Here is a 25,009-nt window from a genome sequence, read left to right on the forward strand (position 1 = left end):
AATTGAGTCGTTTTGTGTGAAACAGTTAAACCAGCGTTTTGATTCGCTCCGATGCCAACCGGCGCGTTTCGGTGTCGCTTTGTACGTAGTCGTCGTAAGCGGGCGCAGCCACAAAGGTAGCCGTTGCCAGACATGATTCGATAACGTCCGAAATTTCTAAGAAACCAATTTGGTCGTGCAGAAACGCATCTACCGCAATTTCGTTGGCCGCGTTGATGATACAGGGCGCGTTGCCACCGCGTTTGAGGGCGTCAAAGGCTAACGACAAATTTTGGAACGTTTCGGTATCGGGCCGCTCGAAGGTCAGCGACGGGTAATCCATAAAATTAAAACGCGGAAAATCCGATTTTAGTCGGTTTGGGTAGCCCAGCGCAAACTGAATCGGCAGACGCATATCGGGCAGACCCATCTGCGCTTTCAGGCTTCCGTCTTCAAACTGCACCAATGAATGGATAATACTCTGCGGATGCACTACCACGTCGATTTGGTCGGGGCGCAGGCCGAACAGCCATTTGGCTTCAATGACCTCTAACCCCTTGTTCATCAGCGTGGCCGAGTCGATAGTAATTTTCGCGCCCATTGTCCAGTTGGGGTGTTTGAGTGCCTGCGCTTTGGTGACGTCGGCCAGAAATGCCCGGTCTTTACCGCGAAATGGCCCGCCCGAAGCGGTCAGGATAATTTTCTCGATGGGGTTGTGAAACTCCCCTACCAAACACTGAAAAATAGCCGAATGCTCTGAATCGACGGGGTAGATATTGACGCCCTTCTGCGCGGCTAATTGCGTAATGAGTTCGCCCGCTACCACCAGCGTTTCTTTGTTCGCCAGTGCAATGGACTTGCCTGCTTCAATGGCTTTGATGGTCGGCAGCAGCCCGGCGTAGCCAACCATTGCGGTCAGCACCATGTCGAGACTATCCATCTGCACCACCTGAGCAATGGACGCAGCCCCGGCATAGACCTTGATGCCAAGCGGGTCGAGCGCGTCGAACACCTGCTCGTAGCGGTCTTCGTTGCAGATAACCACCACGTTCGGGTTGAGCGCAACGGCCTGTTCAATCAGCAAATCGGCGTTGTTGTTGGTGGTCAGCACCTCCACCTGAAACTGGTCGGGATGCGCCAGCACAACGGCAACGGCCTGCGTGCCGATGGAGCCGGTGCTACCCAGAATGGCGATATGTCGTTTTTTCGGTTCAGTCATGTAGCTTTTGGCGAAGGTACTGAATATGAAGGTAGTAGGGCGAATCGAGGGCTTCTGCCAACGCTTCTTTGTCGTAAGAAACGTCGTCTATCATCTTCAATAAAACGTCCTTTAATTTACTAATTTGTGTACGGCTCACGTCAAATACTAAGTTTTTATCAACACCCCGATAGTCATGTGCGAGATAATTTCGCATACCTGCTATTTGTTGCCAGAGAATTTGAGGATATTGTTTTTTTAGGTCACTGTCTAATTTTTTCGACTCCTCCCCAATTACGAGTAGTAAACCCCAGGTTGCGTTAAAATTGAGCTGATCTTGTGCCCACATAAATTGGGTAGCATCAGTGAAGCCATCACCATATATGAATACTTTCTCAATGCACTCAAGAATTGTACAGATGTATGTAATATTTCGCTTATCAAACATAAATGACGTCTTTGCGCATATAATAACTCACAAATGGATTCATAATCTCCTGATTTACCAAATCTATCTTCCGATGCAGTCGCCGACGGAGGATTCGGTAAAGCCGGTCTTTTTCCTGCCATACCAAATGTCGGCCAACGGCCAGTTCATAAACCAGATCAATATCACTTTTCTCCGTCTGCTCGTTCCGGGCGAAGCTGCCGTACAAGCCAATCCGCTCGATGCCGAATTCCGTGCGAAGCCGGTCGCGGATGGCGCGGAGCGTTTCCAGAATAAATTCGCGGTCAATGGTGGTGGCTTTCATTAATTATCAGGGCTTTTTCAACAGGTCAAAGTTAACCGTAACGCCTAATTCTTCCTCAATGGCGCGGATGAAGTAAACTAACGTCGGACGCGACCGTATTAAACTGTCGATAAATTGTTGAGCAGACTTTGACGATAGACCTATGTTTTCTTTGAGGTTTTCGATATAGCAAAACCGTTCATAGGCCAACTCTGGATCGTCTAATTTGAGTAGTTGGATTAGGTGAATCGCATCTTCGTCCTCATTCGAAGCCGCCTGATAGGTTCCATCCCTGTAAATTACTCGTCGCTCAAAGTCAGTTGCTGTTGGGTGTAAAATTGGCTGGAATTTATGCCATTTGCTGGCTTTTTCGCTATTCCATTGCGCTTTCACTAAAAACCAGTTTTCATGATTATCGCGAGCCTTATCTTTCAACGTCGGGTTGAAGTGTTCGATGTCCTTCTTGTCCGAACGTCCTAAATACGTTTCGGTGTAAGCACAAATACTATGTTGCTCCTGGCAAAGTGCATCCCGTAAACTTGTATTATCGCCGGTAACTTTATAGCTCATTGTCGCACTGAGAGCGGTTGCATCTTTTTCAATACGGCGCATGTTGACCAGCAAAATTGTAGCGATTTCCTAATTCCAAACGCTCAATAATGAGCTGATTTTTCCTTTCTTCGTCTGTCTCACTACGAATCTGAGCAGCCAGATCAAGGTATTTTTTATAAGCTGCCAGTCCTTCATCACCCATGAGCGGATTCATCCAAAAGTCCTGACGCAACACATCATTCGGGTCGTCGCCAATCGGGGCCACGCCGTTCCGGTACTTCACTTCGCCGTTCTCATCAAAGTACAAGATAAACCGTTCGCAAGGCTCAAACGCAGCCGCGATAATGGGCGAGTGCGTAGCAAAGAAAAACTGCGCTTCGGGGGCCAAGCCGGTGTAATATTTCACCAACTCGCGCTGAATGTCAGGAAACAACGACCGCTCAGGTTCATCGAACAGGATGACTGTATCCTTCGTGTCGAATTTGTAAATAGGGATGGCCGTTGCCAAAATTTGCCGGGTGCCAGTGCTGAGCGTGTTATTGGGGATTTCGGTGCCTTGTTTGGAGCGAAGTTTAATGGGTACACTCCCCGTGTTAATGTCTAGTTCAATAAATAGTTTGTCTAATAATGTATTTAAACATTTATCCGCCAATTCTATACGCGGATCGGTTGCCATCCATTTATGCAGTTCATCTGCAACTTTGTTTTTGGGAGTATTCTGAATGATGCTTGTAATATGCTGTACAGTTGTTTCGTCATACTCTATAATATCTTTAAGCAGATACTGCCATATAGATAATGACCGCATATCACCGAAGGAAACCGTTTTCCGATTTCCTGCTTCATTCGCTCGCTCCTTGTATAGAGCTTTTTCTGATTCTATCTGTGCGTCTGTTTTTACAAAGTCTGAAAAACTTTGCGGTTGATTTTTCTGGTCGAATAAAAAAGCGTCGGCTTCCCGTGAAACAGAGTCTTTTATGAATAGAGCCAACTTCTCAGTTGATTCTAAAACCGTTTCAATTGCATTGGCAATTTCAAAGGAGATACCCTTTTTCAGAAAGAAGGTTTTGTATTCTGTGTCGCCGTTTTTAATAGAAATATTCTTATGTCTGGTAACACCTTTTCTTTTGTTGAGTTGTAAAGGTTGTTCGTTTATAATGACCCCGATAGTGTACAGGTCCTGGTCGTTGACAATAACGTATTCATCCTGCAATCCGTCCTCAAAGGTTTTGTAAAATGATTGGCTAACTAATAAGTTTGATAATCTATTGACTAAATCCCAAATCACATTCAGCAACGTAGTCTTCCCCGTGCCACTCTGCCCAATAAAGCATACTTTTTCCAAAGGCTGACCAGCTTTGTCGTGACCTTCGGGATACGTAAAATCAAACTTTAGATTCTTGAACTGACGATATTCGCCGATGTCGATGCCGGTGATTTTCATTTTTCACTTATCATTTTCCACTAACAACCCCCATCAATCCGTCTGCAATTTTGCGGTCGTTGCTCAGGCGCGGCACTTTGTTTTGGCCGCCGAGTTTGCCAAGGCTTTTCATGTACTGCTGAAACGCCCCGCGTGGCAAACTCGTCAGGCGCAGCGGTTGCAGAATGGAGCCGGTGATGAGGTCGTCGTAATATACGTTTAATTGGGTCAGACGCGTATCGACGTCGCGGGCAAACTGAGCCGGGTTGTGCGGGGGCGTGGCAAACTCAACGAGCCATTCGTGATAGGGCAAGCCCTCGGCGGGGCTAACCATCGGGGCTACCGTAAACTCCACGACTTCGGTTTCGGGATGCTTGCTCATCGCATCTGTCAACGCCTTCTCTACTTCTTCGCCGATAACGTGTTCGCCGAAGGCCGAGATGAAATGCTTGATGCGACCCGTGACCAACAGCCGGTACGGGTCGCGGCTAACGAACTTCACCGTGTCGCCGATGGAGTAGCCCCACAGTCCGGCGTTGTTATTGATAATCACGGCGTAGTTTTTATTCAGTTCAACCTCGTCAATGGTCAGCCGGCGCGGGTTGTCGGAGAAATACTCGTCGGCGGCAATGAACTCGAAAAAGATACCGCTATCCAGAAGCATCAGCAGGCCCTCTTCGGTTTGCGAATCCTGAAAGGCAATAAAGCCCTCCGAAGCCGGGTAGGTTTCGATGCTGTCGATGCGTTTGCCGATGCTGTCGAACAGTTTGGCTCGGTACGGCTCAAAGTTGACCCCGCCGTACACAAACACTGAAAAGTCGGGAAATACGTCTTTGATTTTCTTGCCCGTGCGTTCCTGAATCCGGTCGAAATACATCTGCACCCAGGGCGGAATTCCCGAAATCAGCGACATCGGCTGGTCGATAGTCTCGTCGATGATGCGTTCAAGCTTGGTTTCCCAGTCGTCAATAACGTTGGTTTCGTAGCTGGGTAGCTGATTGGTGCGGAGGTAGCCCGGCACGTGGTGGTTGGCAATGCCCGACAGCCGCCCCACGTGAATACCCGCCTTTTGGTCGAGTTCGGGACTGCCCGACAGAAAAATCAGTTTGCCGTCGAGAAACGCGCCGTTGCCGGTTTCGTGAATATAATTCAGCAGCGCGTCGCGGGCCGAGTCGATGTGGTTCGGAATCGAGTCGCGGGTGATTGGAATGTACTTCGTACCCGACGTAGTGCCCGACGTTTTGGCTAAATACAGCGGCTTGCCTTTCCACAAAACGTCGCTGTCGCCGTTCAGAATCTGCTCGATGTAGGGTTTAAGGTCTTCGTAGTCGCGAACGGGTACGGCCTGCCGGAATTCTTCGACCGTGCGCACGTCGGTCAGCCGATGATCGCGGCCAAAAACGGTGTTCTGCCCACCTTTGATGAGTCGCTGCATCCAGCGTTGTTGTGCTTCGGCGGGGCGGTACATCCACTCGCGCTGCCGCTCTACCACCCACTTTGCCAACGGCTTACTCAGTACTGAACGTATTCCCATAATAGGGCAAAAGTAATGGATAATGGACAATGAATAATTAACAATGGATTATGGAGTGGTTAGGGACAAGGCTGTTTGAAATGAACTGGTTAAGCCAGACATTATTCATTGTACATTGTGCATTATCCATTAATTTTGCTGACCTTTCAAGAAACTGTTTTTGTAATAAGGCGTTTTGCGCCAACCAATTAATGGGACTTTTCAATTTTCTTACAAGCGACATTGCGATTGACCTGGGCACAGCGAATACCTTGATTATTCACAAGGATCGGATTGTGGTGGATGAGCCTTCGATTATTGCAATGGACAAAGTCAGCGGTAAAGTGCTGGCTATCGGCCATAAGGCCATGCAAATGCACGAAAAGACCAATGAAAATATCAAGACCATTCGCCCACTCAAAGATGGTGTGATTGCCGATTTTACAGCCGCCGAACTGATGATTCGGGGTATGATTAAGATGATTGATACGGGCAGCAAACTCTTTTCGCCTTCGCACCGCATGGTCATCTGCATTCCGTCGGGCATCACCGAAGTAGAAAAGCGGGCCGTAAAAGATTCTGCCGAACACGCCGGAGCTAAAGAAGTTTACATGGTGCATGAACCGATTGCAGCTGCTATCGGTATCGGCATCGACATTACCCAGCCCAACGGCACCATGATCGTCGACATTGGGGGCGGCACCACCGAAATCGCCGTGATTGCGCTGTCGGGCATTGTCTGCGAACAGTCGATTCGGATTGCGGGCGACGTTTTCACCCGCGATATTGTCGATTACATGCGCCGGGAACACAACCTCCTCATCGGCGAACGCTCGGCGGAGCAGATCAAAATTGAAGTTGGCTCGGCCCTGCCCGAACTCGATAATCCGCCCAATGACTACGAAATCCGGGGCCGCGATTTGATGACCGGGATTCCGAAAGAAATTAAAGTGACCTACAGCGAGATTGCCTACGCGCTCGACAAGTCGATCTCGAAAATTGAAGAGGCTACCATGAAAGCTCTCGAAATTTCGCCCCCGGAACTGTCGGCTGATATTTACACGAACGGTATTCACCTGACGGGGGGCGGTGCGCTGCTACACGGTCTCGACAAACGCTTGGGTGCCAAAACCAAACTGCCGATTCACGTAGCCGACGACCCCCTAAAGGCCGTAGTAAAAGGCACAGGCGAGGTTATCAAAAATCTGGACCTCTATAAGTCGGTGCTGATTAGTTAGTGTAACGCGGGCGGAAGCCCGCACTTTGTAGCTACAACCAACTCGTCTACAAAGTGCGGGCTTCCGCCCGCGCTACTTTAGTTGCTATGAGCGAGTTAGTTGAATTTTTTCTTCGGAGCCGTAACTTCATCTTATTTGTGTTGCTGGAAGTGGTTTGTTTCTACTTCATCATCAACACCAGTAATTATTGGAGTGCTACGTACTTCAACACGGCTAATCGCTACGCGGCTCAGGTGTTGGCGTGGTCGAATGCGGCCAATGAATATGCCAGTCTGCGGCAGGTAAACGCCGATCTCGCGCTCGAAAATCAGCGGCTTAATGCCCGGCTCACGCAACTTCTGCAAAGTAAACCGGCTGCGCCCGCCGAGTACCAGGCCGATTCAGCCTTCGCCGACCGGTTTAAGTTTACTGTGGCGAAGGTGGTGAACAACACAACCCAGTTTGCCAACAATTACATTACCATCGACAAAGGCACCGACGATGGCATCCGGCCCGGCATGGGTGTAATCTCACCGACGGGCGTGGTGGGCAAAGTAAAAGTTTGTAATCGCCATTTTTCAGTGATTACGTCTATTCTGCACTCCGAGTTTTTGGTGTCATCGAAACTTACCAAAGCCGACGAGATTGGGTCAGCCAAGTGGGACGGTGTTGATCCGCATCTGATGAAACTCGATGCTATTTCCCGTTATAAATCCGTAGCCAAAGGCGACTCGGTCGTGACGTCGGAGTTTAATTCAACCTTTCCGCCGGGCGTTCTGGTGGGGCGGGTCAGAACGGTAGGCGTACAGCCGAATATGACCTTTCATGACATAACGCTCGATCTGGCAACGAACTTCAGCAACCTGTCGTTTGTGTATGTGGTCGAAAACAGCCTGAAAGCCGAACAGGAACAGTTAGAAAAACAAATTGAAACGGATAAATGACTTTCCGCGAGATCGTATCGACCGTACTGGTATTTGTACTTTACCTGGCCCTGCAACTCCTGCTGGCCCGGAACATCGTACTGTTCGATTACGCGTTTTGCTTCATTTACATAGCCTGTATTCTGCTCCTGCCCAATGAAACCAGCCTGACATGGCTGCTGTTGATTGCATTCGCAACGGGCATACTTGTCGACACATTTTATAATACGCTCGGTATGCACGCAGCCGCAACGGTGCTGATGGCCTACCTGCGCCCGCTGGTAGTCCGGACGCAGATCGACGTGCCGGGTATGGAATCGCGGATTGCGTTTACGTTGCAGGAGTTAGGCCCCGGACCATTTTTTCGGTATGTGCTGGTGCTGACGTTCATTCATCATGCGGCCCTGTTTTTTATCGAAGCAAGCAGCCTTACGCTCCTGATTCCCACGCTAATCCGTGTGGCTGCCAGTACATTGCTTACTACCATCAGCATTGTATTGATTCAGTTTTTCACCCGAAATTAAATGGCTGAAACGCTTATTCTCCCACAAACCACCGGAACGCCGGACCGCGACCGTCAGGCAATCTATGATGCGCTTTTGCCGCAATTGGCCGCGCTCACCAACGGCGAACCCGACCTGATTGCCAACTTAGCCAATATCACGGCGGCTCTGAAAGAAGCGTTTGGCTTTTTCTGGATTGGTTTCTATCTCGCCAAAGAAGGTCAGTTGGTGCTGGGGCCATTTCAGGGACCCATTGCCTGTACTCGCATTGCGTTCGGGAAGGGCGTATGTGGAGCCGCCTACACGCGCCAAGAAACCGTACTCGTACCCGATGTAGAGCAGTTTCCGGGACATATCGCCTGTAGTTCGGCCTCCAGGTCAGAAATTGTTGTGCCAGTTTTCGACCGAAACGGCAACGTGGCGATGGTGCTCGACATTGACAGCGATCAGCTAAGCGACTTCGGCGAGGTTGATGCACGGGCATTAGAAAAAGTCGGCGTGTTACTGACTGGATTGTTGTAACTGAAACGTTTTTTGCCGTAGTATTGTACTGCTGTTGAATAGGTTTGTATCGAAGAACAATGGAAACACGCACTATACAAGTACCAGTTTTCACGCACGAAGAGGCCGTAGCCATTATTCGGCGGCTGGTCGCAGAAAAAAAACAGGCGTTAGCCGAACCTCCCAGCCCTGAGGTTCTGGAAGCCCTTGCCCGATTAAAACAACGACAAAAAGAACGTGGAACAGCCGTTGTTAGGTTATGAGTTTTTATTTACGGGAGGAGAGTGGAATGCGTACACGTTTACAACTGACCACCTTGTATCTTACGAAGTTCAATTCAAACCAAGCCCTTATCTGTTCGGCATAGCATTTTCGCAGCCCGACGAGTTGGTTGAGTTGGTTATCAAGATTACGGAAAACCCAACGGGACAGCATATACCTTTCGATGCACTCGTTGCACCGACCGTAGTCGCAATAATTGACGATTTCTACCTCAGCAACAGCCGAACCATTACCCTCTTCGTTTGCGACACCGCCGACCGTAGGCACGAAGCCCGCTGGCGGAAGTTCAATCGCTGGTTCGACCGGTCGCTCCGGTCAGCCGATTACGTTAAACTAACGGATTCGCTGGCCGATCCTTCCCTCAACATATTATATCATTGCGCCCTGATTGTCAGGCGAGACAACCCCTATCTCATAGAGATCAATGCTGCTTTCGCGTCGCTCATGCTGTCGTACCGAAAGGCTGAATAACGTTCCGTGTCATGCTGCCATATTTTCCTTTCGGTGATCGGTTTAACGATAAAATGGGTACGCGCCCGATTTCCGAAAGCGAACCGCTTGTTGAGGTAGACGGGCATTATCAAACAGAAACTGATCTGAAACGGCGGCTGCTTGGCGAATATATCAACTACTATTACCAGGCTCAGCCCGGCCACGAAACGGCGCAGTGGGACGTGCTGGCATTGATTCTGCAAAACCTCGTTCGCTTTTCGCCCGGTCAGTTTTCGCTGACTACAAACGGCAACCGGTGGCAGTGGCACAATGCCCTGCTGAACGAAACAACGGACTTCATCTTCGACGATGCATCGACTTTGCCGCACGACCCGCTCGATTGGGTGGGGCGGCAGGTACAGGAAGATTTGGTGTTGCTGGCGGGCAACGACGCTCGGTTGGTGGCGGGGCAGCTTTGTTTTGGTAACGGCTGGTGTCTCGACGAAAAAATAGGCTTGCCTTTCTGGGACATTCACGCGCCCATTACGCCCATCGTAGAGCCGATGATGCAGGCCGCACAAACGCTGATGACGCGCCTGCCCGTTGGCCGACCCGTGTGGAGACTGAACTGGAGCGTAAAAGTAACCGATCAGTTAGACATGACTAATCGCCACACGCCCGCGCTCGACCGGCTATTGGCCGATACTCTGCCTACGCTCACCCCGGCCACTATTGGCGAGAAACTATTCATCCGCATCGAACGGCAAACGCTGACCCGCCTGCCCCGGTCGGGGGCGGTGCTGTTCGGCATTCACACCTACCAGAATTTACTGGCCCACGAAGCCGCTAATCCTGAGCGGGCCGCTGGGATGAAACGCGTTTTTGAGACAACACCCGCAGCCATGATTGCGTATAAAAGCATGGCCGGGTTTCTGCCAACGCTGCTGACGTATCTGGAGATGCAGGCCAAGCCTGCCCCGTAGCAGAAGGTGCCGTTGACGGGGTATAGTAAAAACCGTGTTTTCGACTCTTTTCCCCGAAAAACGCCTTCCCCCATGAATTTGCCTGTTTCGCGTCGGACGTTTCTTCAGCACACGTCATTAGCCGTTGCGGCTGGTTTGGTATCGCCTTCTTTATTGGTTGGAAACCGCCACGAGTCTGCGGTGATTGGTCATAACGGATTTCGCTACCGGGTTGTGCCGGGCTGGGGTGTACTCGATGCCGGAAAGAATCCGGTCAACGATTGCCACGAGATGGTGCAGGATGCCGCCGGGCGGATTCTGCTGCTGACCAATGAGACGAAAAATAACGTCCTGATTTACGACAAATCAGGCAAGTTGCTCGATAGCTGGGGCCACGAGTACCCCGGCGCACATGGTCTGACCCTGGGGGGCGAGGGCAGCGATCAGTACCTGCTCATCTGCGATACCGACCGGCATCAGGTTATCAAAACCGACCTGCGCGGGCGCGAACTGATGAAACTCGACTACCCGAAAGAAACCGGTGCGTATGCCCACCCATCGCAGTTCAAACCCACTGAAACGGCCATCAACCCGGCCAACGGCGATATTTACGTGGCCGATGGCTATGGCCTGAACTACATTACGCAGTATGACCGCGCGGGGAAACTTATCCGCTATTTTGGCGGTAAAGGCGAAGGCGACGCTACCTTCGATTGCTGCCACGGCGTAGTGGTTGACCGGCGCAATGCCAATCCGACCCTGCTGATTACCGACCGCCGACGCAACGCCCTCAAACGCTTCTCGCTCGATGGCAAGTACCTGTCAACGATTGCTTTGCCGGGGTCATATATCTGTCGGCCCGTGATTCACGGCGACCACGTGTTCGGAGCCGTCTTTCGCAGCACGTCCGATGCTTATCCCGATTCGGGATACATCACCATTTTAGACAAAAACGACCGGGTTGTGTCGACGCCGGGCGGCTCTGCACCTGTTTACGAGGGCAATAAATTAACCGAGCAGCGAAAAGACCGGACTAATTCGCCCTTTCTGCATCCACACGACGTATTGGTTGATAACGACGAAAATATCTATGTGGCACAGTGGGCCTCCCGCAAAACGTACCCCATTAAATTAGAGCGGATAGCATGAAACGCCACCTGCTTCTCCTGTTCTTCGCCACCACAGCCCTTGCTCAATCGCCCAAACAACCGCTACGCCGGGCCGACAGTTTTTTCGGGCTGCACTTCGATTTTCACGCCGACATGGCCGATACGCTTATCGGCAAAACATTGACCGAAGGCATGGTCGATAGTCTGTTGCGACTGGTAAAACCTGACTTTATTCAGGTCGATAGCAAAGGTCACCCCGGCGTAACGAGTTACCCAACGAAAGTAGGGTATAAGCCGAAGCGATTCGAGAAAAACACGTTGAAGCTGTTTCGCGACGTTACGGCCCGGCACGGCGTTGCGCTGTATGTGCATCACTCCGGCGTGTGGGACAATGAAGCTGTGCGGCACCACCCGAACTGGGCACGGATTAAACCGGATGGTCCGGCAGATACCGAAAAAACGTCGCTCTGGAGCGGCTATGCCGACAGTCTGCTAATTCCGCAACTCAAAGAAATCAGTGATTACGGCGTCGACGGCGTGTGGGTCGATGGCGATTGCTGGGCGGTTGAACCCGACTACGGCCCGGCGCCGGTGGCAGCTTTCCGGCAGGCAACCGGCCTGCCCGATGCGCCCAAACAGCGTACCGATCCGGGTTATTTTGCGTTTATGGAACAGCATCGAACGGCTTTCAAACAGTATGTCAAACGCTATACTGACGCGTTGCACCAGCACAACCCGCGCTTTCAGGTAGCCAGTAACTGGTCGTTTACGTCGTTTATGCCGGAACCCGTAAGTTTGCCCGTCGATTTTATTTCGGGCGATACCGACCCGCTCGACGGGGCCAACCGGTCGGCATTTCAGGCGCGGTGTATTGCCCCACAGGGCAAACCCTGGGATTTGATGTCGTGGAGTTTCGGCTACGGCTGGTCTGATCGGGTTGGTGCGCCAAAACCAGCTATTCAGCTTTGTCAGGAAGCCGCACAGGTGCTGGCAATGGGCGGTGGCTTTCAAGCCTACTGGACGCAGAATAACGACGCCAGCCTGACGCCCTGGGCCTTCGAGACAATGGCCGAACTGGCTCGCTTTTGCCGCGCCCGGCAATCGTTTTGCCATAAAGCCGTGCCAGTGCCGCAGGTCGCGCTGCTGTATTCGGGCGTGGCACATCGGGCTAAAACGACCGGCGTTTACAAGTTCAATGCCGATTTGTCGGGCAATCTGATTGGAACGCTAAACGCGCTGTTGTACAATCAATTGCCGACCGAGATTTTGATGGAACACCACCTGCACGGGCGCATGGCGCAGTACCCGCTCATCGTGATTCCCGAATGGGCAACGTTGGCCGACACCTTCCGCACCGAATTGGTGCAATACGTTCGCGACGGGGGTAACCTGCTGGTAGTGGGGCATCAGGGCGTTAAACTGTTTGAAAACGAACTGGGCGTAACATTGCAGGAAACCACCCGCCCGGCAGCTTATTTTGGCATCGATAACCAACTAACCGGCACAAAAGCTACCTATCAGCCGTTCGAGCCGCTGCCCGGTACGCGAACGCTCGGTGGTGTCTACAAACAGCGTGATTTACGGTTTGGCGCGGGGCCGCTGGCGTCGGTGGCGCGGTTAGGTAAAGGGCAGATTGCGGGCGTTTACCTAAATGTAGGCGAAGATTTTTACAAGCGCGAAACGCACGTAGGCCGAAGCGTAATCGGGCAGATGGCACGCGCATTGTTTCAGCCGCAGGTGTCGGTGAGCGGTTCTTCGTTCGTACACGTAGCTCTGAATCGGAAGGATGGACAAACGATGTTGAATTTGATCAACATGGCTGGCAATCACGCCAACCGCGCCGTTTATTCCACCGACGAAATTCCCACTCCTGGCCCACTGACGCTGACGTACCGAACTGCCCAAAAACCTAAACGGCTGACGCTCCAACCCGAAAATCGGCCTGTGTCGTTTGCGTATAAAAATGGCGAAGTATCCTTTACTGTACCGACGCTGGCTATTCATTCGGTTGTAGTCATCGAGTAACGCGGGTGGAAACCCGCTTTATTGACCGGCGGGGTTATATCCGCTTTATTGACTTGCGGGTTTCCACCCGCGTTACAGATTATGAACACATTCATTCTTTTGCAGGCTGCTTCGGCGCAACCATCGGACTGGGCTTTGTTTTTTGGCCGGTTTCACCCGCTGATTGTGCATTTGCCAATTGGTTTTCTGCTGATTGCGGGTTTGCTGGAAGTAGGTCGCTGGCTGGGCAAAGTAAGCATCAGCGAATCGGCTATTACAAGTATTTTGTTCTGGTCAGCCGTTAGCGCGACGCTGGCCTGTGTATTTGGCTACCTGCTGTCGCTGGGCGGTGGTTACGAGAAAGACATTCTGGACGAGCATATGTGGCAGGGCATCGGCGTAGCGGTGTTTGCCTGGATAGCCTGGGCCGTAAAATCCGACTGGCTCGGCGACCGGATTCCATTCAGTTCAGCCCTGTACGTACCAGCACTGGGGTTGTCGCTGCTGCTACTCATGGCTGCCGGTCATCATGGCGGTTCGCTCACGCACGGCTCCGATTATCTGACACAGTACACGCCCGAGCCGTTTCGTTCGCTGGCCGGGATTCCACCCCGCAAAGAAACCGAAATAGCTGCCAAGCCGATTACGGATGTGAATCAGGCGTTGGTGTATGAGCAGATCGTGAATCCGATTCTGCAAAGTCGTTGTGTTCAGTGTCATAATGCCGAGAAATCGAAAGGCGATTTGCGGATGGACACGCCCGATATGCTCAAAAAAGGCGGAGAAGACGGGCCAATTTTTGTGGCTGGTAAAGGGGTAGATAGCGAGATGATCAAACGGTGTCTGCTGCCAGTGGAAGACGAACACCACATGCCGCCCAAAGGCAAAACCCAACTCACCGATGAGCAGGTGACGCTGCTGACGTGGTGGATCGATCAGGGTGCTTCGTTCGATAAAAAAGTGGCCGACCTGAAGGTGAACGACGCCGTTCGGCCCGTGTTGGCCGCGCTGGGTGGCGGTGGCCCGGTTGGCGACGGGCAGGTGGCCGCTGGCGGTTCGTCTGGACCAGCCCCGATTTCGCCCGTTTTGACGATGAAACTGCCTGCTGCCGACCCGAAAGTAGTTGACGAATTGAAGCGGGTGAATCTGTTGGTACTGCCGCTCGCAAAAGAGCAGAATCAACTGGAAATCAACGCCGTAAATGCCAGTAATTTCAGCGATGCACAGGCGGCTTTGCTGCCAAAATTAACCGAGCAGATTGTGTGGCTGAAACTCGGTGATACGCAGATTACCGACGCAGCTCTGGCACAAGTTGCCAAACTTAGAAACCTGCAAAAGCTGCATCTGGAGCAAACCAAAGTCACCGACGCGGGTCTGAAACAACTGCGTGGTCTGGCGCATTTAGAATATCTGAACCTGTATGGCACTGCCGTCACCGACGCGGGCCTGACCGAACTGGCAAACCTGAAAAGTCTGAAAACGGTGTATCTCTGGCAAACCAAAGTTACCGATGCTGGGATCGCCAACCTGAAAAAAAACCTGCCGAATCTCGAAATCGTGGGTGGTATGGATGCAAAAACGATTGCCGAATTTGCGAAGGTTGCCCCCACGGATGAAACGAAGGAGTAGGCACCTTCGGCCATGAATCGATAATTGACTTCCATCTTTACAGCTTAAACTATCTCAACTGAACCATTTACCTTTGGCAAGGATGCTGCTTTAAGCGATTCGTGATCGATAAAGTGACACCAATTTCACTACCGTAACTTATTGCTGAAATTGTATGCTTGCACAGGTCACTTCTCATCCTGATATCCTGCTCAGCCAGTTTAGCACGTTCATGCTGGGGTTTATCTGGTGTATTTTTATTCTACTCCTGTTCTACTCATTTCCGTATCGTCATGATGCCGTGTATTTGTGGGCAACATTGACCGTGCTGGGCTTTACGGGTGCTGCGAGCTATTTGTGGTATTGCGTTAATACCAATGCATCACACTACAGCAGTTGGGCAGAACTCTTTAAGCATTGTTGTGAACAAACTGCGTTTGTAGGCTTTTTAGGCATGATTTATAGCCGGTATTATTCGCTTCGGTCGCGCCGGTTTTACGTCATGTTTGTATTCGCCTGCCTGCTTTTCCCGGTATCAGTTTACATGTGTCTAAGCCTATCAATCCATTGGGTCATTGTTAATTGCCTGATGCGAATTGTAATTGCCGTAGATATTCTACTATTGCTCAGTCCATTAGCCTATAAAGGCGTACCAGGAACACGCATTTGGGTAATAACTTGCTGTTTTGTTGTTATTAACATAGTAGGTTATATCTATAAGATTATTGATATGAACACCTATGTTTCAGTTTTTATGTCAGTAGACATCGGCGCCTTTCTTTTAAGTGCGCCGATCATGACAATTATGTATCACCTAAGTATCTACACCAGGCAGAATCGGCAACAGTTGGAGCAGAAGCGTGCTGAAGCCGCCAGCCTGATAGCCGAGCGGGAGCAGTTACTTCTCCGTCAGAATGCACGTCTTGAAGAAGAGGTATGTCTGCGTACAGCCGAGCTAATCGCTGCCAACAAAACCAAAGACCGGCTCTTTTCTATTATCAGCCATGATTTCAGAAGCCCTATCGCTACACTGAAGGGTTCGTTAAATCTGCTCCAGCGAGACATCCTCAGCCCAGCCGATTTTGTGAAGCTTACCCAGAATCTCGCCAGTTCAACCGACCGGCTCTACAATAACCTCGATACGATGCTCCAGTGGGCACTCTCCCAACTCGGCGAGATTACTACCAGACCAACCATTGTCAACGCTCACGAACTGGCCGACGAAGCGATTGATATAATGCAGGATGCCGCCAACCGAAAGGGCATTTCCCTACTCAATTCTGTTAAGTGCGACATGTTAATCAAAGCCGATGAATATCAGCTTATTACAATCTTTCGTAACTTACTCGACAATGCCATCAAGTTCACGCCTGTGAAGGGACGCGTTGAGGTAGGAGGGTATCCTGACGCAACCTGGGGGCTGGTGTTTGTCCGGGATACAGGCGTAGGTACTGCGCCTACCACAATAGGTGAGCTTTTGAACAGTGGTATTTCAACGGTAGGAACAGCGGGCGAAAAAGGATTGGGACTTGGTCTGCGGCTTTGTAATGAGTTACTAAGTAAAAATGGAGGATATCTGTCGATTCATAGCGAGTTAGGGGCGGGTACTACCATCGAATGCCGATTACCGCTGGGTATAATGAGCAGTTCAATTGACGCTCTCTGAACCGACCAGCTAAGGCTACATAATATCGTCAACTAACTTGTTGGATATGACACCTGAACAAACCTTTCAATTTGCCAACGCGCTCGTGTTGCCACAGTGGTTGCTGATGGCCGTTGCCCCGCGCTGGTCGGTTACAGACTGGCTGATGCGTTCGTACCTGATTCCGGTGGTGCTGGCCGCGCTGTATGCCACGTATTTATTCGGCGGTGGGCCGGTCGATTTTTCGGCGTTTGGGTCGCTGGCAGGTATCAAAAACCTGTTTTCTACCGGGGGCGACGGCGTAATGCTGGCGGGCTGGATTCACTACCTCGCCTTCGACCTCGTGGCTGGTACGGTTGTCGTGCGCGATGCGCAGCGGCTGGGCATTCCGCACGGCTGGGTAGTGTTGCCGCTGTTTGCCTGTTTTATGGTCGGCCCGGTTGGACTGCTGCTCTACTGGCTTGTGCGGCTCGGACACCAACGGCAGGTGGCCCCGTAGAACGTGCCGCGTGTATTCATGAGAAAACAGATGTTTCCAGCAGGGTTCGCAACACCTTCACCAATTCCTCCGGCGGGCGCGACGATGCCGCTACTTCGACCGTGCCGATAAGCGGGCGGCTGACCTGGTTGGAGAATGCATCATACCGTTCTTTCTGGTAAAATCCGTAGCCGCTATAGCTGGCGGGCGTTTGCTCGTCGGTGGGGTGCAAAATCAGCAGGGCTTCGGTCCGAATGGGACCGGCAGGCCGACCCGTCCGTTGAGCCGAGCGGGTCGACAGACCGGCGCGGGGAACCAGCCCGTGCAGATATTTCAGCGTCAGTTCAGCGTATTCAGTCCGCACAATGGTTGACCAGCGTCGGTATTTTGCATCTAAAATCAGCCCCTTAGCCTCGCCATCGACGGGCAGATATTCAAGCACAAAATCGGGCAGCAGATTTCGCACGCGACTGACGTTGAGGTAGCTCTCCGGAACAAACTCGTAGTGTAGCCGGGCAATGGAGCCGGTTGTGTGCGTGAACGTATACGAACCCGTATACTCGTCGTCGGCAAGGTCGGGGTTGGTGGCCCGGCGCGGTTCGTATCGGTCGAGTCGGTAGCCCATTTCAACCAATGCATCCTGCAATTTGAACAGGCAAAGCAATTCATAAAGCCGGTCGAGGGTGCGTACACCAGCCAGCCCGTCGGTAGTATCGGCGACAGCATCGCCCACCTGATCGTACCAGCGCAGCAAAAGTTGCCCCGCCCGGAAATAATGATCGCTTGCCATAAATCCGGCCATGCCCGGCGGCAAACCAATGAGCGGTTCGCGTACTGGCAGCGATTCTTCATACCGATGTAACAAGCCCGATGCCTGCCCAATAAGCCGCTGAATTTCACGCTCAACGCGCTGGGCATATTGTTGCTGTTGCCACTGCCGCAACACCGAGGCATTAACAGTGGTTAGGGAGGTGGGTGGGGCCGTGGGCGTGTGATTCAGCGACAGGCGTTGCTGACGGAGCCAGTCGAGCAGGTGATGCAGATAGCCATGCAGGGTTCGGTTTTCGAGCGTGTCGGTTGTGTCGAGCAGTCGGCTGGTGAGCGTATGCGTAGCTGCCAGCCACCGCCGTTGCCATCGAAACGCGCCGGGGTCGGCGGGTGTGGCCGGTCGCAGCGTTTCGGGGTGCTGCACCTGGTGGCGTAAGGTTCGCTCGGTCCAGTTGGTAGCGCGGGCGGGTTCCCACACATTGAGCGGTTCGAGCCGGGTTTGGGGCTGATCGCGAAAGGCGGGCCAGAGTCGTTCGAGTTCGATGAGGTCGTGACTTACCCGCGCCAGCCCACGCAACGGCCCGCGCCCGGTAGTTTCGCCAACGGCCACGGTGGTGAGGCTGCTTTCAGAACGCCAGTAAGTAACGCCCCGGTTGAGCAGATACTGTAAGAGATCGGTTAGTTCGTCGGGTGTGAACTTGGCCGAACCTACTTCCAATGTTGCCAGAAGCGCGGGCGTGGCCTGTTCAGGTTCCTGCAAACTAATCCGGCACAGCCCAAATCGGTTCAGGAGCGGCTTGCAAAACAACAGCGAACGCCCCGCCACCGTCTGCCGCTCCTGCGACTGCGCCCCTTCTGCCGACAACCACAGTGCCACCTGCGCCACGCCCGACACGCCCGTTTCGACCGGAAAGGGCGTATCCGACAACCAAACGGTAGTATCGAGATTTGTAGCGGCCCCGTCAGCTACGGCCCACAGGCAGAGCGAGTCGGTTTCTGAAACTATAATCGGCTCCAGCGTAGGCAGGTTGTGCGATTTTATAAAACCGCCTTCAACTCGTTGAATCAGCGTCCAGAGCATAGTTAACTGAAAAACCGGTATACGTGATACGAATCGGTGCCGATGGTGATGAGCCGACTCAGCAGCCGGGCCGAGCGGGGCAGAGGCCGGTCGATGAGTTCGAGCAGCCGACGAAGCCGTTTGCCAAAGCCCTCACCCCGCCCGTTCACCAATGGAAATACGTGCTGGCTCACGGCATAGTCGAGTGCCATGAAGGCCGAGTCGCCTTCGAGCAACCCGCGCCCGCGCCCGCAGTATGCCTGAACGGCCCGCTGTTTGCGCGGACTGATGATAACGGGCTGACCCAGCGCGGCATCTTCATTTTCCAGTACGTCGCGCAATTGCCGGAACAGAGCGGCCTCATCGGCAGTAAACGGCTCGCCCGTTTCGGAAAACAGCAACTGGCCCTGTGGCGTCGTCAGCATCGGCAGCGGAGCGGGTGGTTCGAGTGTACTGGGTTCGATGAGGTCGCGGCTGGCCTGAAGCCGAATCACGGCGGCCCGGTCGAGCAGGCGGGGCGACAGCACTTCGGTGGTATGGTCATAGTTGATGGTAGCCACAAACCGCAGCCCCTGCCCAAGCTGGTACGGCACGTTGCCGTTGGCTCCGGTCAGGGTCAGAACTGGCTCGGCTTCGGGGTCGCTCAGGCGCATAAAATCCGACCAGTAATGTTCGAGCGGGCTAAGGTTGGCTTCGTCCAGCAGCACCCAGTGAGGCAGTTCGTCGGCGCGTCGCTGCTCGGCGTCTAAGCGGCTGATAACTTCATATAACCCCGTTCGGGCGGGTTGAAACTGCTCCGTAAACGGATTATAATAACCAATTAAGTCTGCCGCTGATGTCCAGCCCCGGCCTACAGGCACGGTTAGAAGCCGGTTGGTCAGGCCCGTAGCTCCGGCCAGCCGCGTTACGAGCGACGTTTTGCCCACGCCCGGCAACCCGGCCAACACGGTCAGAAAACTTTGTTGCAGTGTGATCAGATAATTTGCCACGTCGTTGAACTCCAGCGACCGACCTGCCTCATCGAGCCAGCCTTGTACCTCAGACGTATATTGCCGGGCATCGGGCGTAACGGGTCGTAAAAACGTTGGCAGGCTATTGGCAGATGGAAGCGACGGCGTGTCGGCAGGAACCGGGCGGCCAGTGCGACCTTCCAGCACGTCGAGGTAGGTTTTGGCCCGGAGCAAATTCAGCCGAACGTCGTCGGCATTAGTCAGTTCATGGCGCAGTTGGGAGAAGCTTTGCTCGATTACCTGACGCTGGGCGGTTAGTTCGGCCAGTTTGTCCTGCTCGGCTTTTACCAGATCGGGCGATGCAGCCGCACCGTTGACCGACGGCGTGGTCGCACTCTTACGTCGGCGCAGTTCGTCGTTTAGCTTTCGTACTTCGTCGTTGAGCCGCTGCCACTCCTGATTCTGGCGGTTATAAATATCGTTGCTGTTGTTGCGCAGGTACTCGTCCAGAAACTGCCGTCCTTCTTCGGTTTCGGTCAGAAATTGCCGGGCAAAGGCGGGCAGTTTACCGCTAATCCACTCTTCGCTACCCCGAATCAACTGCCGCAGCCGGGCCAGTTTCAGCGTTTCCAACTGCCCGTCGGGGTTCAGATTGTCGAGCAGATCACTAATTTGCCGGAGCTGCCGGGCATCTACCGTCCAGGCTCCGCCAATTTTCCGTCTGGCCCAGTCCATGAGTTCGTTGGATGCTCCGTAATAAACGGGCTGATTCAAATTGCGGTCATCAGACAATAAATCCTTGACATCCAGCACATACTGACGGCTGCCGACTTCGACCAGCGAAAGATTTGCCGTAGGAATACGAAACACGCAGTTATCATAATCAGACGATATATCAAGTTCAAGTGCACTTTCGCTTCTAAGCCGGATGCGTAATAGATCGTCGGTATCGCTTTCGGGTTCATTACTGTGCCAGAAAGGGCCTATCAATTGATTATCGTCTCGTAAAAAAACATAGCTATAGGGTTGATCTTCTACGGTTAATGTAATGGGCCGGTTTGGATCGAAAGGCTTGTTAATAACGCGGCAAAGCTGGTGTCGGAGTGGCTCGGTAGCAAACGTACCCGCCGACGAAAATTTACAACTGCTCGGCGTCTCGTTACTATGGCGCGGATTTAGGGTGTAGTCTAAAAAAAAGAGTTCTTCTTTTAAAAATCGTTCGTTAATTTCCGCATGGTAAGCCGTGTAAATCAATATGTTGCCTGTATTTGGAAAGTAGCCGGGTGGCACTGGAATAAACCGACCGTTTTCTTCGACCATAACGGGTCTGACATACCCAATATCGGGGTTATTATGAGTTGCATTCTGCTTTTGTACGATGGCTTTCATAGGCATAAAATGATTGAATGATCGACTGTTTAGATGAAGAAGCCTGTTTAGATATAGGCTTGAACGTGGCAAATTAGGCTAAATGCGGCAACTTATTCGTTTTTTAACGCATAATGAAAACGCTGCGGTTTAATTGGCTGGTGTGGCTATGGGGCGGTTCGGCTGATAACCGGCTTACCAACATGGACGAAGCTATGATGAAGCGGTAAGATTGGTTATGAATCGGTCAAAATAATGCCGTGACTATTGTACATTCTAATGTTATTTTTGTAGGATAGTTTTACTGGTAACTGACTCGACCGCTCCGGCGGTTCAGTTTATGCGCAAACAAGCTGACAAACGATTTCGTTACGTGCTGTTAACAGCAGCATCCGGGCTGTTCGCTACGGCGGTATGGCTTATTGCCTGTACTGGCTCGGTCGAAAAGCCTGCCGAACTGGTAGCGGCTGAGACTGGTCTGCCCACTAAAGTCGACTACAACCTTCACGTCAAACCCATCCTCTCCGACCGCTGCTTCGCCTGCCACGGCCCCGATGCCGCCAAACAGCAGGCTGGCCTGCGACTCGATACGCCCGAAGGTGCCTACGCCACCCTGACTGAAAGCGGCAAACGGGCCATCGTACCGGGCCAACTGGCCGATAGCGAACTCTACCACCGCATCACCAGCACCGACCCTGACTATATGATGCCCACGCCCGAATCGCACCTGAGCCTAAACGCCCAGGAGAAAGCCTTGCTGGTGCGCTGGATTGAGCAGGGAGCCGAGTACAAACCCCACTGGTCGCTGATTGCACCAACCATGCCGGAGGTACCCCGCCCGAAGGCAGACCAGTGGAGCCGTACCGATGTGGATCGGTTTGTGCTGGATCGTGCCGCACAGACACCATCTCTTTCCTCGCTACGTCCTGCGCCGGAGGCCGACAAGGCGACCTTGCTCCGGCGGGTGAGTCTGGATCTGACGGGCTTGCCGCCGAGTGTGGCCGAGGTCGATGCGTTTCTGGCCGACACGAGTGCGGGAGCCTATGAGCGGGTGGTAGACCGGCTCCTGGCGAGTCCGCATTATGGGGAGCGGCAGGCGGTGGAGTGGCTGGACGTGGCCCGTTATGCCGATACGCACGGCTATCAGGACGATGGCTTACGGACGATGTGGCCGTACCGGGACTGGGTCATTCGGGCCTACAACCGGAACCTGAGTTTCGACCGCTTCATCACCTGGCAGTTGGCGGGCGACTTGTTGCCGAACCCCAACCGCGACATGCTCATTGCCACTGCTTTTAACCGAAACCACCAGCAAAGTCAGGAAGGCGGTATTGTGCCGGAAGAATATTTGCAGGAGTACATTGCCGACCGAACGGCAACGTTTGGCAAGGCGATGCTGGGCCTGACAGTGGAATGCGCCCGCTGCCACGACCACAAATACGACCCCATCTCCCAGAAAGATTATTACGCGCTGGGGGCCTTTTTCGCGCAAAACAACGAACACGGGCAGATTCCATACAACGGCGAACCTTCGCCCCACCTAACCCTGCCCACGCCCGAAGCGGAGGCCAAACTGAAATTTATCCGCACCAAAATCAAGTCTATCGACCAGCAGCAAACTGCCGACTACGACGCGGGAGCTAAAAAGCGGTTCGCCAACTGGCTGGCACAGGCCCGGCGCAATCCGGCAAATGCCGTTCAGCCCGCCAATCAGGGCTTGTTGGTGCATGTTCCGTTCGATACTTACAAAGACGTTCCGGCTGACCAGGCGAAAAAGGACAGCAAGAAGCCCGATGCTAAACAGAAAACAGTAAAGAAAGAAGACAAGCCAGCTACGCCCGCTGTGGCGCAGAAACCCCGCATTCGTCGGGTGTTTACCAATGCGGTGAACGATACGCTCCCGTTCGAAACGCAGGGCGATCTCGACAATCCCGTTGTACTGGTGAAAGGGCCGGTGGGGCAGGGCGTTCGGCTGGTAGGCGAAAGCTTTCTGGAATTACGCAACGTGCAAACACCAGGGCCGGGCAAAAAAGACAATAGCAACCGCCCGCTGTGGTTCGAGCGAAACGAACCGTTTACCGTTGGGCTGTGGGTAAATGTCGAAAATCCGAAATTTGAGGGTAAACTTTTCAACCGGAATGAAGGGCCGTTCAACGGATTTCGGGGGTACGAGTGTAACCGGCTCAAAGACGGTCGGCTGGCGTTTCGGTTCAGCTACGTCTGGCCCGACAATGCCATTGATCTGGAGACGGTCGACAAACTACCGGTTAATCGCTGGGTACACATCACAATGGCTTACGACGGAACAAGTCGGGCCAATGGTGTGCAGATATATGTCAACGGCCAGCCGGTTAAAACAAACATTCTGACCGATAACCTGACGCAGAGCATCATTTTCGGCAAGAAGAAAAGTACCTGGGGTGGTGGTGTCTCCAACTTCGGCATTGGACAATTGCACGACCAGAACTATAAAGGCTATGCCGTTGATGAACTGCGCGTATATGCCCGCCGACTGACCCCACTCGAAGTACGCGGCCTGGCAACCCAACGCGACGAGGTGCAGATGGCATTGCGTAGTTCGCAGCGTTCACCCGATCAGGAAGCCGCGCTGTTCGATTATTTTGTGACGAACGTAGATCAGCCTTCGCAGGAACGGCGGCTGGCCCGACAGCAGCAACTGGGCGAAGAAACGCGTATCCTGAACGAACAGGAGGTCGATCTGATGATTATGCGCGAACGGAAATTTGCCCGCCCTACGCATATTCTCAAACGCGGAGCCTACGACGCCCCCGGCGACCCCGTTACGCCCGAAGTACTGCACAGCCTCGAACCTATGCCCGACGACCTGCCCAAAAACCGGCTGGGTCTGGCCCAGTGGCTGCTGCAGGCCCAAAACCCGCTCTTCGCCCGCGTGATGGTGAACCGCATCTGGCAGCAGTATTTTGGGCAGGGATTAGCCAAAAACGCCGACGATTTCGGCAATCAGGGCGCCTTGCCCAGCCACCCCCAACTGCTCGATTATCTGGCCGTTCGGTTTCGGGAGGGTAGCCCCGCCGAGGGCATCCAACCCTGGAACCTGAAAGCGATGCACAAACTGATTGTGTTGTCGGCCACCTATCGGCAGTCGTCGGTTGTCAGCGAGCAAGTGCGCGAAGCCGACCCCGACAACACGTATCTGCTGCGGGGGCCGAGCTACCGGCTGAGTGCCGAGCAGGTACGCGACAATGCCTTGGCGGCCAGTGGGTTGCTGAACCGGCAGCTTGGCGGGCCGAGCGTTCGTCCCTATCAGCCCGATGGTATCTGGGAAGCCTTAGCCACCCGAAATGCCATCAAATACGTGCGCAGTCAGGGCGACAGTTTGTACCGGCGAAGCCTGTATACAATCTGGAAACGCAGTTCGCCACCGCCGATGATGCTCAATTTCGACGCTGCAGAGCGGCACGTCTGCGTGGTCAAACGGCAGAAAACCAGCACGCCCCTGCAAGCATTAGTCACGCTCAACGACCCTCAGTTTGTGGAAGCAGCCCGCGTATTGGCCCAAAAAGCCCCATCTGGAAGTTGGGAAGCTTATGTTTTCAAGGCGGTGGTGAGCCGTCCGGCCCGGCCTGAAGAGATGAAGCTCATGCAGCAATTATACAGCGAAGAACTGGCCGATTTCAGGAAGAATCCGAAGCGGGCGCAGGAACTGCTGGCAGTGGGTGAGCACCCGGTTGATAAAACGAAAAACCCTGCTGAACTGGCCGCGCTAACGGTAGTGGTAAACACGGTGATGAACTTTGACGAAGCGATTATTAAACGATAGC

At 53.0% G+C, this 25,009-nt stretch carries 20 protein-coding genes; 12 read left to right on the forward strand and 8 right to left on the reverse strand.

The window, feature by feature from the left end; genetic code table 11:
* Positions 1–25: 25 nt before the first annotated feature.
* Genes AWR27_RS17485 through AWR27_RS17510 form a run of 6 tightly spaced genes read right to left on the reverse strand, consistent with a single transcriptional unit; the run spans position 26 to position 5,417 of the window.
* Positions 26–1,198, reverse strand: coding sequence for a 1-deoxy-D-xylulose-5-phosphate reductoisomerase (locus AWR27_RS17485; protein WP_077132386.1), 1,173 nt, complete (start codon positions 1,196–1,198; stop codon positions 26–28).
* Positions 1,191–1,625: a HepT-like ribonuclease domain-containing protein gene (locus tag AWR27_RS17490; protein ID WP_077132387.1), complete on the reverse strand. Its 435-nt coding sequence runs from the start codon at positions 1,623–1,625 to the stop codon at positions 1,191–1,193. The genes AWR27_RS17485 and AWR27_RS17490 overlap by 8 nt, the downstream gene beginning before the upstream one ends.
* Complete coding sequence (locus AWR27_RS17495) at positions 1,618–1,929, reverse strand: nucleotidyltransferase family protein (protein ID WP_083732893.1); 312 nt, start codon at positions 1,927–1,929, stop codon at positions 1,618–1,620. Before AWR27_RS17495 ends, AWR27_RS17490 begins: the two co-directional genes overlap by 8 nt.
* A 6-nt stretch (positions 1,930–1,935) precedes the next feature.
* On the reverse strand, positions 1,936–2,520 hold the full coding sequence (locus AWR27_RS17500) for a hypothetical protein (protein ID WP_077132388.1): 585 nt from the start codon (positions 2,518–2,520) through the stop codon (positions 1,936–1,938).
* Positions 2,507–3,904 carry an AAA family ATPase gene (locus AWR27_RS17505; RefSeq protein WP_077132389.1) on the reverse strand — a complete coding sequence of 466 codons (1,398 nt, stop codon included), beginning with the start codon at positions 3,902–3,904 and terminating at the stop codon, positions 2,507–2,509. The genes AWR27_RS17500 and AWR27_RS17505 overlap by 14 nt, the downstream gene beginning before the upstream one ends.
* 10 nt (positions 3,905–3,914) lie before the next feature.
* Positions 3,915–5,417: a GH3 auxin-responsive promoter family protein gene (locus tag AWR27_RS17510; RefSeq protein WP_077132390.1), complete on the reverse strand. Its 1,503-nt coding sequence runs from the start codon at positions 5,415–5,417 to the stop codon at positions 3,915–3,917.
* 191 nt (positions 5,418–5,608) lie between these two features.
* Between AWR27_RS17510 and AWR27_RS17515 the strand changes: the two genes are divergently transcribed.
* The 11 genes from AWR27_RS17515 to AWR27_RS17565 all read left to right on the forward strand — a co-directional run bounded on the left by AWR27_RS17515 (position 5,609) and on the right by AWR27_RS17565 (position 17,081).
* Positions 5,609–6,634 carry a rod shape-determining protein gene (locus AWR27_RS17515; protein WP_077132391.1) on the forward strand — a complete coding sequence of 342 codons (1,026 nt, stop codon included), beginning with the start codon at positions 5,609–5,611 and terminating at the stop codon, positions 6,632–6,634.
* 86 nt (positions 6,635–6,720) lie between these two features.
* Positions 6,721–7,557, forward strand: coding sequence for a rod shape-determining protein MreC (gene mreC / locus AWR27_RS17520; RefSeq protein ID WP_077132392.1), 837 nt, complete (start codon positions 6,721–6,723; stop codon positions 7,555–7,557).
* The gene (locus AWR27_RS17525; protein WP_077132393.1) at positions 7,554–8,060 is read left to right on the forward strand and encodes a hypothetical protein; all 507 of its coding nucleotides are present in this window, start codon (positions 7,554–7,556) and stop codon (positions 8,058–8,060) included. The genes mreC and AWR27_RS17525 overlap by 4 nt, the downstream gene beginning before the upstream one ends.
* The gene (locus tag AWR27_RS17530; RefSeq protein WP_077132394.1) at positions 8,061–8,561 is read left to right on the forward strand and encodes a GAF domain-containing protein; all 501 of its coding nucleotides are present in this window, start codon (positions 8,061–8,063) and stop codon (positions 8,559–8,561) included.
* Positions 8,562–8,777: 216 nt separating this feature from the next.
* Entirely contained in the window at positions 8,778–9,293 is a 516-nt protein-coding gene (locus tag AWR27_RS17535) for a DUF6169 family protein (protein ID WP_077132395.1), read from the forward strand.
* Positions 9,294–9,304: 11 nt separating this feature from the next.
* Positions 9,305–10,237: a heme-dependent oxidative N-demethylase family protein gene (locus AWR27_RS17540; RefSeq protein ID WP_077132396.1), complete on the forward strand. Its 933-nt coding sequence runs from the start codon at positions 9,305–9,307 to the stop codon at positions 10,235–10,237.
* 72 nt (positions 10,238–10,309) lie between these two features.
* Positions 10,310–11,365: a twin-arginine translocation signal domain-containing protein gene (locus tag AWR27_RS17545; protein WP_077132397.1), complete on the forward strand. Its 1,056-nt coding sequence runs from the start codon at positions 10,310–10,312 to the stop codon at positions 11,363–11,365.
* Entirely contained in the window at positions 11,362–13,350 is a 1,989-nt protein-coding gene (locus AWR27_RS17550) for an alpha-amylase family protein (RefSeq protein ID WP_077132398.1), read from the forward strand. Before AWR27_RS17545 ends, AWR27_RS17550 begins: the two co-directional genes overlap by 4 nt.
* A gap of 81 nt (positions 13,351–13,431) precedes the next feature.
* Positions 13,432–14,958 carry a c-type cytochrome domain-containing protein gene (locus AWR27_RS17555; RefSeq protein WP_077132399.1) on the forward strand — a complete coding sequence of 509 codons (1,527 nt, stop codon included), beginning with the start codon at positions 13,432–13,434 and terminating at the stop codon, positions 14,956–14,958.
* A 775-nt stretch (positions 14,959–15,733) separates the two neighbouring features.
* Positions 15,734–16,603, forward strand: coding sequence for a sensor histidine kinase (locus AWR27_RS25830; protein WP_232325864.1), 870 nt, complete (start codon positions 15,734–15,736; stop codon positions 16,601–16,603).
* 46 nt (positions 16,604–16,649) lie between these two features.
* Entirely contained in the window at positions 16,650–17,081 is a 432-nt protein-coding gene (locus AWR27_RS17565; RefSeq protein ID WP_077132401.1) for an ABA4-like family protein, read from the forward strand.
* Positions 17,082–17,097: 16 nt separating this feature from the next.
* Here the strand turns inward: AWR27_RS17565 and AWR27_RS17570 are convergent, their stop codons facing one another.
* Positions 17,098–18,909: a nuclease domain-containing protein gene (locus tag AWR27_RS17570; RefSeq protein ID WP_077132402.1), complete on the reverse strand. Its 1,812-nt coding sequence runs from the start codon at positions 18,907–18,909 to the stop codon at positions 17,098–17,100.
* A gap of 2 nt (positions 18,910–18,911) precedes the next feature.
* Positions 18,912–21,227, reverse strand: coding sequence for an AAA family ATPase (locus AWR27_RS17575; protein WP_077132403.1), 2,316 nt, complete (start codon positions 21,225–21,227; stop codon positions 18,912–18,914).
* A gap of 319 nt (positions 21,228–21,546) precedes the next feature.
* Here AWR27_RS17575 and AWR27_RS17580 point away from each other — a divergent pair, with 319 nt between their 5' ends.
* Positions 21,547–25,008, forward strand: coding sequence for a DUF1553 domain-containing protein (locus AWR27_RS17580; RefSeq protein ID WP_077132404.1), 3,462 nt, complete (start codon positions 21,547–21,549; stop codon positions 25,006–25,008).
* Position 25,009 lies beyond the last annotated feature (1 nt).

Origin of the sequence: Spirosoma montaniterrae, from assembly GCF_001988955.1 — a bacterium.
Lineage (GTDB): Bacteria > Bacteroidota > Bacteroidia > Cytophagales > Spirosomataceae > Spirosoma > Spirosoma montaniterrae.

Coding starts and splice junctions, on each gene's coding strand:
- AWR27_RS17485 (WP_077132386.1), bottom strand. CDS start 1,198: ATGACTGAACCGAAAAAACGACATATCGCCATTCTGGGTAGCACCGGC.
- AWR27_RS17490 (WP_077132387.1), bottom strand. CDS start 1,625: ATGTTTGATAAGCGAAATATTACATACATCTGTACAATTCTTGAGTGC.
- AWR27_RS17495 (WP_083732893.1), bottom strand. CDS start 1,929: ATGAAAGCCACCACCATTGACCGCGAATTTATTCTGGAAACGCTCCGC.
- AWR27_RS17500 (WP_077132388.1), bottom strand. CDS start 2,520: ATGCGCCGTATTGAAAAAGATGCAACCGCTCTCAGTGCGACAATGAGC.
- AWR27_RS17505 (WP_077132389.1), bottom strand. CDS start 3,904: ATGAAAATCACCGGCATCGACATCGGCGAATATCGTCAGTTCAAGAAT.
- AWR27_RS17510 (WP_077132390.1), bottom strand. CDS start 5,417: ATGGGAATACGTTCAGTACTGAGTAAGCCGTTGGCAAAGTGGGTGGTA.
- AWR27_RS17515 (WP_077132391.1), top strand. CDS start 5,609: ATGGGACTTTTCAATTTTCTTACAAGCGACATTGCGATTGACCTGGGC.
- mreC (WP_077132392.1), top strand. CDS start 6,721: ATGAGCGAGTTAGTTGAATTTTTTCTTCGGAGCCGTAACTTCATCTTA.
- AWR27_RS17525 (WP_077132393.1), top strand. CDS start 7,554: ATGACTTTCCGCGAGATCGTATCGACCGTACTGGTATTTGTACTTTAC.
- AWR27_RS17530 (WP_077132394.1), top strand. CDS start 8,061: ATGGCTGAAACGCTTATTCTCCCACAAACCACCGGAACGCCGGACCGC.
- AWR27_RS17540 (WP_077132396.1), top strand. CDS start 9,305: ATGCTGCCATATTTTCCTTTCGGTGATCGGTTTAACGATAAAATGGGT.
- AWR27_RS17545 (WP_077132397.1), top strand. CDS start 10,310: ATGAATTTGCCTGTTTCGCGTCGGACGTTTCTTCAGCACACGTCATTA.
- AWR27_RS17550 (WP_077132398.1), top strand. CDS start 11,362: ATGAAACGCCACCTGCTTCTCCTGTTCTTCGCCACCACAGCCCTTGCT.
- AWR27_RS17555 (WP_077132399.1), top strand. CDS start 13,432: ATGAACACATTCATTCTTTTGCAGGCTGCTTCGGCGCAACCATCGGAC.
- AWR27_RS25830 (WP_232325864.1), top strand. CDS start 15,734: ATGACAATTATGTATCACCTAAGTATCTACACCAGGCAGAATCGGCAA.
- AWR27_RS17565 (WP_077132401.1), top strand. CDS start 16,650: ATGACACCTGAACAAACCTTTCAATTTGCCAACGCGCTCGTGTTGCCA.
- AWR27_RS17570 (WP_077132402.1), bottom strand. CDS start 18,909: ATGCTCTGGACGCTGATTCAACGAGTTGAAGGCGGTTTTATAAAATCG.
- AWR27_RS17575 (WP_077132403.1), bottom strand. CDS start 21,227: ATGAAAGCCATCGTACAAAAGCAGAATGCAACTCATAATAACCCCGAT.
- AWR27_RS17580 (WP_077132404.1), top strand. CDS start 21,547: ATGCGCAAACAAGCTGACAAACGATTTCGTTACGTGCTGTTAACAGCA.